This is a genomic window from Inquilinus ginsengisoli (genome assembly GCF_031453975.1).
Taxonomy (GTDB): Bacteria; Pseudomonadota; Alphaproteobacteria; order DSM-16000; family Inquilinaceae; genus Inquilinus; species Inquilinus ginsengisoli_A.
In genome coordinates this window covers 518,232-531,388 of sequence record NZ_JAVDPW010000001.1, presented here as the reverse complement: position 1 = coordinate 531,388, position 13,157 = coordinate 518,232, and the positions used below count along the sequence as shown (strand labels likewise).

At 69.5% G+C, this 13,157-nt stretch carries 15 protein-coding genes and 1 other RNA gene; 4 read left to right on the top strand and 12 right to left on the bottom strand.

What is annotated here, in order from left to right:
* Positions 1-208 precede the first annotated feature (208 nt).
* The 3 genes from rnpB to E9232_RS02480 form a co-directional block, all read right to left on the bottom strand.
* Positions 209-634: RNase P RNA component class A (gene rnpB, locus E9232_RS02490), an RNA gene on the bottom strand.
* 133 nt (positions 635-767) lie between these two features.
* Entirely contained in the window at positions 768-1,484 is a 717-nt protein-coding gene (locus E9232_RS02485) for a GNAT family N-acetyltransferase (protein WP_309791928.1), read from the bottom strand.
* 13 nt (positions 1,485-1,497) lie between these two features.
* The gene (locus E9232_RS02480; RefSeq protein ID WP_309791927.1) at positions 1,498-2,217 is read right to left on the bottom strand and encodes a pyridoxamine 5'-phosphate oxidase family protein; all 720 of its coding nucleotides are present in this window, start codon (positions 2,215-2,217) and stop codon (positions 1,498-1,500) included.
* A gap of 156 nt (positions 2,218-2,373) precedes the next feature.
* Between E9232_RS02480 and E9232_RS02475 the strand changes: the two genes are divergently transcribed.
* Genes E9232_RS02475 through E9232_RS02465 form a run of 3 tightly spaced genes read left to right on the top strand, consistent with a single transcriptional unit; the run spans position 2,374 to position 3,409 of the window.
* Positions 2,374-2,613, top strand: coding sequence for a FitA-like ribbon-helix-helix domain-containing protein (locus E9232_RS02475; RefSeq protein WP_309791925.1), 240 nt, complete (start codon positions 2,374-2,376; stop codon positions 2,611-2,613).
* Positions 2,610-3,041: a type II toxin-antitoxin system VapC family toxin gene (locus E9232_RS02470; protein ID WP_309791924.1), complete on the top strand. Its 432-nt coding sequence runs from the start codon at positions 2,610-2,612 to the stop codon at positions 3,039-3,041. Before E9232_RS02475 ends, E9232_RS02470 begins: the two co-directional genes overlap by 4 nt.
* Positions 3,038-3,409, top strand: a complete 372-nt coding sequence (locus E9232_RS02465) for a VOC family protein (RefSeq protein ID WP_309791923.1) — start codon at positions 3,038-3,040, stop codon at positions 3,407-3,409. Before E9232_RS02470 ends, E9232_RS02465 begins: the two co-directional genes overlap by 4 nt.
* Before the next feature lie 10 nt (positions 3,410-3,419).
* On the opposite strand, the gene E9232_RS02460 is transcribed toward E9232_RS02465, so the two are convergent.
* On the bottom strand, positions 3,420-4,364 hold the full coding sequence (locus tag E9232_RS02460) for a GlxA family transcriptional regulator (RefSeq protein ID WP_309791922.1): 945 nt from the start codon (positions 4,362-4,364) through the stop codon (positions 3,420-3,422).
* Positions 4,365-4,550: 186 nt separating this feature from the next.
* On the opposite strand from E9232_RS02460, the gene E9232_RS02455 reads away from it, so the two are divergent.
* On the top strand, positions 4,551-4,940 hold the full coding sequence (locus E9232_RS02455; RefSeq protein WP_309791921.1) for a hypothetical protein: 390 nt from the start codon (positions 4,551-4,553) through the stop codon (positions 4,938-4,940).
* 6 nt (positions 4,941-4,946) lie between these two features.
* Here the strand turns inward: E9232_RS02455 and pdxR are convergent, their stop codons facing one another.
* The 8 genes from pdxR to E9232_RS02415 form a co-directional block, all read right to left on the bottom strand.
* Positions 4,947-6,419, bottom strand: a complete 1,473-nt coding sequence (pdxR, locus tag E9232_RS02450) for a MocR-like pyridoxine biosynthesis transcription factor PdxR (RefSeq protein WP_309791920.1) — start codon at positions 6,417-6,419, stop codon at positions 4,947-4,949.
* The gene (locus tag E9232_RS02445) at positions 6,416-6,712 is read right to left on the bottom strand and encodes a type II toxin-antitoxin system RelE/ParE family toxin (protein WP_309791919.1); all 297 of its coding nucleotides are present in this window, start codon (positions 6,710-6,712) and stop codon (positions 6,416-6,418) included. The genes pdxR and E9232_RS02445 overlap by 4 nt, the downstream gene beginning before the upstream one ends.
* Complete coding sequence (locus E9232_RS02440) at positions 6,709-6,966, bottom strand: type II toxin-antitoxin system ParD family antitoxin (protein ID WP_309791918.1); 258 nt, start codon at positions 6,964-6,966, stop codon at positions 6,709-6,711. The genes E9232_RS02445 and E9232_RS02440 overlap by 4 nt, the downstream gene beginning before the upstream one ends.
* A gap of 76 nt (positions 6,967-7,042) precedes the next feature.
* The gene (locus tag E9232_RS02435; RefSeq protein WP_309791917.1) at positions 7,043-7,480 is read right to left on the bottom strand and encodes a protein tyrosine phosphatase family protein; all 438 of its coding nucleotides are present in this window, start codon (positions 7,478-7,480) and stop codon (positions 7,043-7,045) included.
* A gap of 186 nt (positions 7,481-7,666) precedes the next feature.
* The gene (locus E9232_RS02430; RefSeq protein WP_309791916.1) at positions 7,667-8,545 is read right to left on the bottom strand and encodes a DMT family transporter; all 879 of its coding nucleotides are present in this window, start codon (positions 8,543-8,545) and stop codon (positions 7,667-7,669) included.
* Positions 8,542-10,338 carry an ABC-F family ATP-binding cassette domain-containing protein gene (locus tag E9232_RS02425; protein ID WP_309791915.1) on the bottom strand — a complete coding sequence of 599 codons (1,797 nt, stop codon included), beginning with the start codon at positions 10,336-10,338 and terminating at the stop codon, positions 8,542-8,544. The genes E9232_RS02430 and E9232_RS02425 overlap by 4 nt, the downstream gene beginning before the upstream one ends.
* Before the next feature lie 157 nt (positions 10,339-10,495).
* Complete coding sequence (tsaA, locus tag E9232_RS02420) at positions 10,496-10,993, bottom strand: tRNA (N6-threonylcarbamoyladenosine(37)-N6)-methyltransferase TrmO (RefSeq protein WP_309791914.1); 498 nt, start codon at positions 10,991-10,993, stop codon at positions 10,496-10,498.
* 131 nt (positions 10,994-11,124) lie between these two features.
* Positions 11,125-12,945: an autotransporter domain-containing protein gene (locus E9232_RS02415; RefSeq protein WP_309791913.1), complete on the bottom strand. Its 1,821-nt coding sequence runs from the start codon at positions 12,943-12,945 to the stop codon at positions 11,125-11,127.
* Between the last annotated feature and the right edge of the window lie 212 nt (positions 12,946-13,157).

Sequence of the window (13,157 nt, the reverse complement as noted above, 5' to 3'; positions counted from 1 at the left end):
GGGAAATCACTGGATTTTCTGGCTTCCGTGGCATTTCGGCCTCTTTGCCTAGACTCTGCAGAATCCTCGGAACAAAAGCCCAAGATGGAGCATGGGTCTCGACTCCGAACTCGCCGTCGTTTTTCTTTTGTTCTCCCCTTCAGGCAAAGAAAACCGGCCCGGACCCTTGCGGGCGGGACGGTGCGCAGCGGCGCCGCGAGGGCGGAAAAGCAGCAGATGGCCTGTAAGCCGGGTTCTGTCTCCGGCCCCGTATCCCGCCCGGGCCCGAGGGCCTGGGGAGACGCGGGCCGAAGGATGGCCATTCCTCTGGGACGACGGTTGCCCGTCGCCTCGCGCGACCAACCCGGACGGCAGGCGGAAACGCCTGTCGGCCCATGGTTGCCCATGGACCGCCCCGCCCCTATTCGGTCTTGCTCCCGGTGGGGTTTACCGTGCCACGACCGTTGCCGGCCGCGCGGTGCGCTCTTACCGCACCCTTTCACCCTTACCCGGCCGGAGCCGGGCGGTTTGCTTTCTGTGGCACTTTCCCTAGGGTCGCCCCCGCCGGGCGTTACCCGGCACCGTGTTTCCGTGGAGCCCGGACTTTCCTCCCCGCCGGGCCGAAGCCCGGCAGAGCGGCCATCCGGCCATCTGCTGCGGTGTGTATAGGAACCCGGGCGTCGGACCGCAAGGCGATCCCATGCCGTCCCATGACAAAGATGTGACGGCGGGTTGCGGGGTCAGCAACCCGCGCAAGCCCCGCGCCACGACAGAGGCCGGGCGAAGGGCTACGCCTGCGCCTTGGTCAGGGTCGACAGGCTTTCGCGCTGGCGGCCTTCGGCGTCGAAATTCGCAGGGCTCAGCCAGCGCTCGAAGGCGGCGCGCAGCCGCGGCCATTCGCCGTCGATGATCGAGTACCAGGTGGTGTCGCGGTTGCGGCCCTTATAGACCAGGGCCTGGCGGAACAGCCCCTCATACTGGAAGCCGAGCCGGGCCGCGGCGGCGCGCGACGGGGCGTTCCGGCTGTCGCATTTCCATTCGTAGCGGCGGTAGCCGAGCTCGTCGAACACCCGGCGCATCATCAGGAACATCGCCTCGGTCGCCATCGGCGTGCGCTGCAGCAGCGGCGAGAAATGGATGTGGCCGACCTCGATCACCCCCACCGCCGGCTCGATCCGGAGATAGGAGGCGACGCCGACCGCCCGGCCGGTGGCGCGGTCGATCACGGTGAGGAACATCGGGTCGCTGCCCGCCGCCATCTTGTCCAGCCAGGCGCGGAAGCCTTCGAACTCCGGGAAGGGTCCGATCGGAAGGTAGGTCCAGTTGCGGCCCTCCGTGTCCCGGCCCATGGCGTCGTACAGCTCCCCGGCATGGCCGGCGACGTCGAGCGGAACCAGCCGGCAGGTGCGGCCCTCCATCGGCGTCCGCGGCGGCAGCGGCCGCTTCTCCCAGCCGGGGACCGGGGCGCCGATCGGCTGGCCCAGGGCGTTGGTGCGGTCGGTCATGGTCGCTCTCTCCTCACTCGCCGGCATCGGCCGGGGCGACGGCGCCCCCGACATTGGCCCGCAGGATATCGTCGAAATGCCGGCCCGGCGCGTAGGGATCGGTCGTCGCGCCCGGGACGATGCCGGCCGGCAGCAGCGGGCAGGGCTGCAGCGCGCCGATCGCCTCAGTGATCGGGATCACCCCGGCCCAGATGCCGGCGTCGAGGTCGTCGTCGTCGTCATGCGGCGGGCCGCTGCGGATCTTGACGCTGGCCTCCTCGATCTCCATCGAGATCAGCGTGGTGGCCCGCACCTCCTTCACCGTCGGGCGCCGCATCTCCGCCACCCGGCCGGGGAACAGCCGTTCGACATAGGCGTCGAGCGCCTCCAGCTTATGGGCCTCGTCCTCGACCTTCGCCGCGGTGCCGAACACCATCACCGAGCGGTAGTTCATCGAGCAGTTGAAGCCGGAGCGGGCGAGCACCAGCCCGTCGATATGAGTGGTGGTCAGGCAGACCGGGATGCCGGCCCCCTGCCCCTGCAGCATCCGGCTGACCGAGGAGCCGTGCCAGTACAGCCGGTCGCCGTCGCGCCAATAGGCGGTCGGCGTGCAGTAGGGCTGGCCATCGAGGACATAGGCGATGTGGCAGGTCACGCTGGCGTCGAGCACGGCATGCACCGTCTCGCGGTCATAGGCGCCGCGCTTGGCCAGGCGCTTCAGCCGGGCGCGGGTGGAGGGGACGATCTGGTTCATGGCGGTCCTCGGAGCGGCATTGGCCTTCTCGATGAGGCCATTTAACCTAGTTGGAAAGGTCCAATTCCGCATGATCGGGCCGACCAATCGCCCGGACATTGATATCATTCGCTTAAAACGATATCAGTGATATCAACCAGGACGGATCGATATCAAATGGCTGCTGTCATCATTCGCAATCTGCCGGAGGAAACGCATCGGGCCTTGAAGTTGCTGGCCGCCCGGCACGGCCGCAGCACCGAAGCTGAGATCCGCCGGATCCTGGAGGATGCGGTTCGCCCGAAATCCGGGGCCGGGATTGGCTCCGAACTGGCCGCCTTCGGTCGCCGGTTCGGCGGCCTCGATCTGGACATCACGCGCGATCCGGAACCGACCGAGCCAGCCGATTTCGAATGATCATTCTCGATACGAACGTCGTTTCCGAGCCGATGCGGCCCACAGGCGACCCGCGCGTGGTCCAGTGGCTGAATCGGCAATCTCCCGACACGTTGTTCCTGACCGCCAGCAGCCTTACCGAACTGCTGGTGGGCATCGCGCGTCTTCCCCCGGGAAAGCGCCGGGCGGGGCTGGACATCGCGCTTGGCGATCTCATCGACTCCCTGTTCGGCGATCGGGTCCTGTCCTTCGATCGGACGGCAGCAACGGCCTACGCCCATCTCATCGAACGCGCCCGTGGGTCCGGCCGCGCCATATCGGTCGCCGATGGCCAGATCGCGGCCATCGCCACGGTTCACGGCTACACGGTCGCGACACGAGACACGTCGCCCTTCGTTGCAGCCGGTGTGCCGGTGATCGACCCCTGGGCCACAGGAGATGCCCCATGATCGACCACGTCACGATCAATGTCAGCGACGTTGAGACCAGCCGGCGCTTCTACGAGGCCGCCTTCGCCCCGCTGGGATACCGCGTGTCCTTCGGGAAGGAGGGGCGCTTCTGGGCCTTCGACATCGGCGACGGGTTGTTCGAGATCCAGCAGTCGGACAGTCCGCCGCCGCTGACCCCGGTGCATGTCGCCCTCCGCGTGGCATCCCGGGAACAGGTCGACGCCTTCCACCGGGCGGCCCTGGCCGCGGGCGGCGGCGACAACGGCGCGCCCGGTCCCCGCCCGGACTACGCCACGAATTACTATGCCAGCTTCGTCCTGGACCCCGACGGCCACAACATCGAGGCTATGATCAACCCGGCGGGCTGAGCGGACAGGCTCAAGCGCCGAACCGGGCCCGGTAATCCTGTGGCGTCGCCGCCAGCAGGCGCAGGAAGCTGCGGCGCATCGTTTCCTCGGAACCGAAGCCGCATTGCCGTGAGATCCGCTTGACCGGCAGGCGTGACTCCGACAGCAGGCGCCGCGCCGCTTCCACCCGCAGCCGCTCGACCGCCCGGGTCGGCGTCAGCCCGGTGGCCGCCGCATAGTGCCGGCTGAAACTGCGCTCGCTCATCCCCGCCCGGCTGGCCAGAATCGGGAGCGAAAGATCGTCGGCCAGATGCTCGCCGATCCAATTGTGGAGCGCCCCGAATTTGTCCTCGGCCGCCTGCAGGGACAGGGTGGCGCTGAACTGTGCCTGTCCGCCCGGACGCTTGAGGAAGACGACGAGGTAGCGGGCCACGGCCAACGCCACGGTGCGCCCCAGGTCCTGTTCCACGAGGGCCAGCGCCAGATCGATGCCGGCCGTCACCCCGGCCGAGGTCCAGACCGGACCATCCTGTACGAAGATCGGGTCGCCCTCGACCCGTATGGCGGGGAAGCGCCGGGCGAGATCGGCACAGAACGACCAATGGGTCACCGCCCGTCGCCCGTCCAGCACGCCGGAAGCCGCCAGCAGGAACGCCCCGGTGCAGACCGAGGCGACCCGCCGCGCCTGCCCCGCCCGTCCCCGCAGCCAATCGACCAGCGTCGGGTCGGCGGCCGCCGCTTCGACGCCCTGGCCCCCTGCGACCATCAGCGTGTCCAGTGCCGTGCCGAGGGGTGGTAGCGGTCCCGCCGCGAGTTGCAGCCCGGCCGAGGCCGTGACGCCCAGCCCGCCTTTCGCCACGAGCCGGATGGCATAGGGCGCTGTTCCGCCCGCTTCGGCGACGAGATCATTGGCGGACGCGAACACCTGAAGCGGCCCCGTGACATCGAGCAACTGCACCGACGGGAAGGCGAGCACCTCGATGACGCGGACCGCGTCTGGCGGGGAGCGAGGGGGCTTTGACATCTCCGCCAAGCATGCCCGGGCGGCACACGCGCTTCAACGGCGCCAGCCGATTTGGCGGGAAACGAGGGGCTATTGGCGCTTCCGCCGAAGCCAGCCGCCCTACATAGATTTGACGATGCGCGACACCCAGGAGATGACATGACCACGATCACCTTTACCAAGACCGCAGCGCCGGAATGGCTGCTGGCGATGTGGCGGGAGATCGACGACAAGACCTTCGGCCGGGGCTTCGACTGCTTCGCGGAGAATGCGGTGTGCAACCTCGGCGTTGCCGACTGGCACGGCCGCGAAGCGATCCGCCAGAATCTGCGCGACTTCATCGACAAGGGCTTCACCGCCCATCACGACGTTGCCGAATATTGGGACAGCCCGTTGCTCAAGATCTTCCACGGCAAGGTCACGATGACCTTCGACGATCCGGGCCTGGAGACCGTGCGGCCGACGATGACCCATTTCTTCTACATGGACGAGGCGGATCCCGCCAAAGTCCGCCGATGGGTTGGATCGGTCGGCCCCACGGGATTCTAGCGTCCCTTAGCGAAACCCACGCAGCACCGCGCCCAGAGTCCGGGCGGCCTCGTCCAGCGCCTGGGGGGAGAAGCCGGTGAAGCCGAGGATCAGGGCCGAGCGCGGCGGCGCCGCGACATGCATCGGCGACAGCGGCCGCACCACCACGCCGCGCCGCCGCGCCGCTTCGGCCACCGCGCAATCGTCCAGCCCCGGCCGCAGGTCGGCGACGAGATACATGCCGCGGTCGATCGGGGCGACCGTCAGGTGGTCGCCCGCCTCGGCCTGCAGCGCCGCGATCAGCCGCTCCCGCCGCTCGCCGTATTCCTGGCGCATGCGGCGGATGTGGCGGGTGAAGTGGCCTTCGTTGATGAAGTCGACCAGCACGTCGTCGAGCACCGAGGACGGGAAGCGGTCGGCGGCGTTGCGCACCGCGGCGAAACCGTCGACCAGCTGCGGCGGCAGCACCACGTAGCCGATGCGCAGGCCTGGGAACAGCACCTTGCTGAGGGTGCCGAGATAGACCACGCGGTCATGCCGGTCCAACCCCTGCAGCGCCGAGAGCGGCCGGCCGGAGAAGCGGAACTCGCTGTCGTAATCGTCCTCGATCACCCAGCGCCCGTCGCGCGCCCAGTCGAGCAGCTGCAGCCGCCGCGCCAGGCTCATGGCCACGCCGAGCGGATAGTGGTGCGTCGGGGTGCAGTAGACCAGCCGGGCGTCCGGCCGCAGCGCCAGGCCGGCGGCGACGTCCAGCCCCTGGTCGTCGACCGGCACCGGCAGAATGTCGAGCCGGTGCTGGCGCATCGCCGCCAGGGCCGCTGGGTAGCAGGGATCCTCGATCCAGGCGGGGTCGCCGGCCCGGGCCAGGACGCGCAGGATCAGGTCGAGCCCCTGCTGGCTGCCCGAGACCAGGGCGATGCGATCGGCGTCGCACACCACCGAGCGCGCCACCCGGAGATATTCGGCAATGGCTTCGCGCAGCGGCCGATCGCCGAGCGGGTCGCCATAGGTGCGCTGGCGGATGCCGATGCCGCGCAGGTGGCGCTGCACCAGCCGGCCCCAGGCGCGTTCGGTCACCGCATGCATGCCGCAGAAGCCGGTGGCGAAGGGCAGCGTCTCGGCCCGCCACGCCGCGGGCGCCGGCCGGTCCCGGCCCGGAGGCTCGGCCACGGCCGCGCCCGGCCGCTCGTCCCGGGCTTCGATCTCGGAAGCGACATAGGTGCCGGCGCCGACCCGGCCGGCGACCACGCCTTCGGCCTGCAGCTGGTCATAGGCGGCGACCACGGTGGTGCGCGACACGCCCAGCCGGTCGGCCAGGATCCGCGTCGCCGGCAGCCGGGTGCCGGCCGGCACCACCCGGCGCGCGATCAGGTCGCGCAGCGCCAGGTGGAGTTGCTGGAACAGCGGGCGGCGGTCGTCCGGGTCGAGCCCGAGATCGATCAGGTCGACCCAGGAGACCGGGCGGTCCCGCACCGCCGCGCCGGGAGGGCGGCCGGTCACGACGGGAACAGGATCGGGGCGAAGTCGACGGCCCCATGCAGGATATGCAGCACCGTCACGGTGTCGGCCTCAAGCCGATAGAAGATCAGATAGTTGCCGTACACGCGCCAGCGAACCCCCCGACCCTCATACCGCGGCACGAGGGGAAAGGCCCGGGGAATGTCGGCCAGCCCCAGGCACAGGCCCCGCAACTCACGGATAAAGCTGAGGGCGCGGACGGGGTTGTCCTTGGCGATGTGGTCGCCGATTGCCTCGAGATCGGCCTCGGCCGTAGCCGAGACGACGACGATCATGACGATCGCTTCGCCAGCCCCCTGTACTTGTCCTCAAGCCGGTCGAAGACATCGGCCGCGGGCTTGACCCGCCCCGCCTCGGCATCGGCCAGCCCGCGGGCCAGCGACGCATCCAGGACCGACAGGCGGGCCTCGCGCTCCTGCAGCAGCCGGACGCCTTCGCGCAGCACTTCGCTTTTGGAGTTGTAGCGGCCGGATTCGACCAGCTTCGCCACGACGCTTTCGAGCTGTGCTCCCAGATCGGCACTGATCATCGGCAATCCCTCCCGGGCGAACCGTCCAGCGAATTCATAATAGTTATCAAATTCGCTGGACTGCCGCCATCAGGACTTATTCGTCTTCGCGCAGCCGCACCACCAGGCCCGGCAGGGAGGGGATCTGGAAGCCCTTGGCCCCGGCATCGGCCACCAGGGTGGCTGTGTCGGCGCGGCCGGCCCGCACTTCGCCGGCGGCCCACAGCAGGGTCGATCGGGTGCCGGTGCGGCAATGCATCACCACCGGCTTCGGCGCGGTCGCCAGGGCCTGCTGCATCGCCTCGACATCGCCCAGGGCGATCGAGGACGCGGTGACCGGGATATGGATGTAGGTCAGGCCCAGCCGCTCGGCCTCGGCCTGCGCTTCGGCGGCCGACAGCTGCCCCGGCTCCTCGCCGTCCGGGCGGTTGTTGATCAGGGTCCGCGCGCCGGAGGCGGCGATCTCCGCGATCGCGGCACGGTCGACCTGCGCCGCCGCGAAAAGGTCCGGAGCGATCTCCGTCAGCTTGCTCATCAAGGTCCTCTCAGGATCATACAAAGTTCAACACAGACACCGGCACGAACCCCCTGCTTCCGATCTTGTCATTGTGCGGCTTCACCCGGCAATCCGGGGGCCACGGAGAGCCGCTATGGCCGCCTCCACGGTCGAGCCGTGGCATGACATAGCGGGAAATCGAGCAGAAGACACCACCGCTGCCTGTCACGTGACCTGCGCCTGGGCTTCGACCACCTTGGGCCGGCGCAGGATGATGATGCCGACACCGATCAGCGTGGCAATGCCGCCGAGCAGGAGGTTCCAGCTCGCCGGTTCCTCCAGGAAGACCACGCCCGACAGCACCCCGAACACCGGCACCAGCAGGGTATAGGGCATGGTCTGGTTGACGGAATAGGTCCGCAGCAGCCGGTACCACACCGCATAGGACAGGATGACGACGACCACCGCCTGGAACGCCACCGCGATCCAGGCCCGGGTGCTGGCCTGGGTCACCGCCTGCCACTGGCCGTCCTCGACCAGCAGCGACACGCCGAGCAGCATCGGCGCCGCGAACAGCGACATCCAGCCGTTGATGGTGGAGGGGTCGAGGTCGACCATCCGCTTCATCTGGATGTTGGCGCCGGCCCAGACCACAGCCGCCAGCATGATCAGCCCGATCGCCCACAGCGCCGAGCTTTGCCGCGGCTCGCCGGCCAGGATGCCGACGCCGCCAATCGCGATCGCCATGCCCAGCGCGCGGCGCCAGCCGATCCGGTCCTTGAAGAAGATCATGGCCAGCAGAGCCGAGGCCGGCACCTGGACCTGGATGACGATCGCCCCGACCGCGGCGTCGACATGCTTCAGCCCGGTGAACATCAGCGAGAAGTGGGTCAGGCCCAGCATCACCGCCAGGATCAGCACGTCGCGCCAGCGCCCGCGCGGCAGGCGCACGAAGGGCACCAGCAGCACCGCGACCACGCCGAAGCGCAGCGCCATGAACAGCAGCGGCGGCAGTTCCGCCAGGCCGTATTTGGCGATGACGAAGTTGTAGCCCCAGATCGCCATCACGCCGATGGTCAGCAGCAGGTCGACCGGCCGCATCATCCGCCGCCGAGCTCCTCCGCCAGCGATGCCAGCTCGAGCCAGCGCTCCTCCGCCGCTTCGCGCTCGGCCTCCGCGGCCGTCAGCCGGGCGCTCTTCCTGGCGAAGCCGTCGGGGTCGCGGGTGTAGAGGGCGGGGTCGTGCAGCGCGTCGCCGAGCTGCGCGATCTCCGCCGTCAGCGCCTCGATCCGGCCGGGCAGCAGGTCGAGCTCGCGCTGGTCCTTGAAGCTGAGCTTGGTGCGGGTTTTCGGCGCCGCCGGCCTGGCCGCCGCGGCCGATCGTGCGGCGGGGGCCGCGGCCTGGGCCGCCGGCCGCTGCCTGAGATAGTCGGTGTAGCCGCCGACATACTCCGTCACCCGCCCCTGGCCCTCGACCGCGATCACCGAGGTCACCAGCCGGTCGAGGAAGTCGCGGTCGTGGCTGACCAGGATCAGCGTGCCCTGGAAGTCGGCCAGCACCTCCTCCAGCAGATCCAGCGTCTCCAGGTCCAGGTCGTTGGTCGGCTCGTCCAGGATCAAGAGGTTGCTGGGCCGGGCGAACAGCTTGGCCAGCAGCAACCGGCCGCGCTCGCCGCCCGACAGGCTCTTCACCGGGCTGTACATCCGCGAGGAATCGAACAGGAAGTCGGCGAGGTAGGAGGCGATGTGCCGCTTCTGGTCGCCGACCTGGACATGGTCGCCGCCATGCGGCAGCAGCACGTCGCGCAGCGTGGTCTCGGGGTCGAGCGCGACGCGGGTCTGGTCGTAATAGGCGGGCTCCACCCCCGGCCCCAGCCGCACCGTCCCGGAATCGGGCCGCTCGGCCCCGGTCAGCACCTTGACCAGGGACGACTTTCCGGCACCGTTCGGGCCGATCACGCCGATGCGGTCGCCCCGCGCCACCCGGGTGGAGAAGTCGCTGACGATGACGGTGTCGCCAAAGGCCTTGGACACATGCTCGGCCTCGATCACCCGGACAGCCCCCCGGCCGGCCTCGGCGATGCCCAGCGCGGCGACGCCCTGGCGGTCGACCTGGGACCGGCGTTCGGCCCGCATCGCATACAGGCTGCGCAGCCGGCCCTGGTTGCGCTTGCGCCGGGCGCTGATGCCCTGGCGCGACCAGGTGGTCTCGGACGCGATGCGCTTGTCCAGCCGTGCCCGCTCCGCCTCCTCCTGCGCCAGGATGGTCTCGCTCCACTCGTCGAACTGGGCGAAGGGCTTGTCCATCTGCCGCAGCACGCCGCGGTCGATCCACCAGCTGCGCTGGGCCAGGGCGTTCAGGAAGGTGCGGTCGTGGCTGATGATCAGCAGCGCGCCGCGCCAGGTCTTCAGCTCGTTCTCCAGCCACTCGATGGTCGGCAGGTCGAGATGGTTGGTCGGCTCGTCCAGCAGCAGCACGTCGGGTTCGCCGATCACGGCGCGGGCGATGGCGGCGCGGCGCCCCTCCCCGCCCGACAGCGAGCCGGTCGGCCGGTTGCCGCCCAGCTTGATCGCGGACAGCGCCGCCTCGACCCGCCAATGGTCATGGGCGCGGTCGGCCGGCAGGCCGGCGATGACATAGTCCTCGACCGTGGCGTGGCCGGACAGGTCGGGCTCCTGCGCCAGATAGGCGATGCGGATGCCGGGCTGGATGAAGCGTTCGCCGGCGTCGAGGTCGATGGTCCCGGCCAGGGCCTTGAGGATGGTCGATTTGCCGCTGCCGTTGCGGCCGACCAGGCACGCCTTGTCGCCGGCCGAAAGCGCCAGGTCGACGCCGGTCCAGAGGGGAGTGCCGCCGAAGGTGACGGCCGCGTTGCGAAGGGCAAGCAGGAGGGTCATGCGCGGGAGGGTCCGAAGGAAGGCCGCCCTTGTCGCAGCAATGGCCGGACTTGACCAGCCCCGGATTGGTCACACCAGGCTGACCGGCCTGCCGCTCAGCCTGGTGTGACCACCCTCCCATGAAGGCGGCGCCGGGCAGGATGGCGGCGGAACAGGGTCACGGGTCCCCCACATCTGAGTCACCGGGCGTCGGTGGCGCCAGCGGCGTGAACGCACAGCGGTCGGGCTTGAGGTCGATCAGCGGCGTGCCGTCGAGGCAGTCGAGCCCGCGCACCAGCAGGGTCGACCCCTCGATGCCGACCAGCGCCACCATCGAGGTGCCGATCGGGTTGGGCCGCACCGGCGACCGTAGCGAGAAGGTGCCGCGGGTGGCGCCGTCGCTCTTCGGGCTCTGCAGCACCAGGTCGCGGCGCGAGCGGTGCAGCCAGTACAGCACCTCCAGCCGCTCGAATTCGGCGATGCCGGCCAGCGCCTGGTCCCAGGGCTGGAACACCTCGATGCGGCAGGTCGGCCCGTCCAGCCGCCCCTGGCGCGGGCAATCCAAGCGTGAGGTCCAGGGGGTGTGGATGCGGCCGATATAGACCAGCCCGGCATCGACGGCCTCGGGCCATTCGACGGCCCGTTCGGCCGCCCGGAGTTCATCTTCGCGGACCATGGACGCCAGCGTCTCCAGCCTTCCCAACCGTCCCGTTATATAGGCCGATATACACCCGATCGGCGAGGGGTTTGACGCGGGACGAAAGGCATAGCCACCCCGGGGCAGGCCCCGAGGCGGCTGTCGGCGGCTTAGAAGCTGAAGCGCAACCCCCCGGTCGCAGCCTGGCTGCGGTAGTCGCCGGCGAAGCTGCCGTCATAGCGCAGGAACAGGTTCACCGCCTGCGCCTGGAGGCTGATACCGACGCCGATCCTGGCCTGGTCGCGCGGCGCGCGGGCGCCGTCCACCGTGAACGCCGCATCCGAGCCCTCGAACCGGCCGTCGAAGGACCGGTCGGTGTCGCCGACATCATGGCTCCAGGCCGCCCGCAGCGACAGGCCGAGCGGCGCGTCCAGCCCGATGTCGACGCGCTGCGCCAGCTCGGCGCCCAACTGGCCCTGGGCCGAGGTCACGGTGCGGCCGCCGATCTCGAGGTCGATGGCGCCGGCCCCGCTCTCGGTGATCTTGTCCTGGCCGATGACGATGGTCTGGAACGCCGCGAAGGGCGTGAGGTCGGTGCTGTCGCCCAGCGCCAGGCGGTAGCCGGCCTCGATGTTCGACAGGAACTGGTTCGAATCCGTGTCGGCGGCGGCGAAGCGGTCGATGCCCGGGAAGGAGATCGCCCGGCTCACCGCGCCCCAGCCATGGGCGTAGCCCAGCGCGCCGTCGACATACCAGGCAGCGGGGGAATAGCTGGCGTAGAGGCCGAGGGAGACGGTGGTGAGGTCGCCGTCGCCCGACAGCCCCCGGGTGTTGAAGCTGCTGGTCGACAGGGCCAGCGCCCCGCCGACGGCCAGGGCCTCGTCCAGGCGATGGTCGAAGCCGATGGCGACGCCGGCGGTGTCGAAGTCGACATCATGCGTGTCGGCCTGGCCCGATAGCCGGCCGAAATTGCCCAGGCCGGCGATCCAGGCGTTCGGCGTCCCGGTCCCGCCCGATCCCGTGGCCACCCCGCCGGCCGGCCCGGTTCCGCCGGTGCGGGACTGGCGCATCTGCTGCTGCAGCGTGTTCAGGAAGGCCTGGGCGCCGGCGATCTCGACCGACGGCAGGTCGGCATAGACCTCGCCGTCCAGCTGCTGCAGCGCCGACCGCAGCGGGTCCTGGTCGCCGATGTTCAGCAGGTCGAGGCTGTTGTAGACGTGATCCATGTCGCCGAAGAGCTGCGGCGGCGTGGCCCGGTCCAGGGCCTGGGCGACCGCGCCGGCATTGCCGCCGCCGGCGCGCGGCGCATAGGCCAGGGCCTTGGCGCCGATCAGCTGCTGGTTGGCATAGGCGTCGGCCGGCAGGAATTGCGGGTTGGCGCAGTTCGGGTCGTCGGAGCGCCCGATCAGCAGGGATTGCGCCGTGCCGCCGCCGCCCCAGGGACCGCCGACCGGGATCGACGGCGGGTTGGCCGGGAAGTTGCCCAGGATCGGGGCGCCGGTCCCGGTCAGGATGCAGGTGCCCGCCGGCACCCGGACGATGGTGATGGAATCCGGCAGATACGGCAGGGCCAGCCGGTCCTTGATCTGTGCCGCCGTCAGCCCGCGCACGGTGTCGGAGCCGGCGATGAAGCCGCCGACCGCCCGGGTGGTGCCCTGGGTGTAGACGCGGACATACTGGGTGTCGGCGGTGGTCCGCACCACCGCCGCCTGGGCCGTGTTCACGAAGGATTCGGTCGGCGCGGTGCTGAAGATGTAGCTGTTGGCGTCGGCCCCGGTCCGGACGAAGGGCACCGTCGACCCGTCCCGGCGGAAGACCGGGCCGGTCACCACCACGCCCGGCGGCAGCGGCAGCATCTGCGCCAGCGCCGGAGCCGCATATCCCAGCGCCAGCAGGCCCGACAGGATCAGAACGCTGCGCCGTCCGGCACGTGGGGCCCGGGTCGCGCGCGAGGCGCCTCGCGCGCCTGAGAACAATGGGGTTCCGGTCAAATGCGCCTCCTGAGCCGATACGCCGGCGGCCCGCCCGACCGTCCCGACCATTCAGGCCGCCCAGGTCTTCAGGACCAACATGCTTTGATCAATTCTTCTTTGATAATCGATTTTTCTGCAGAGATGCAGGAAAAAAATCATAGCAATTTATGCTTAATTTCAGTATTTGAATAAATTAATTCTTCAGTTCGCCCGCCCCTCCCCCGTCATTG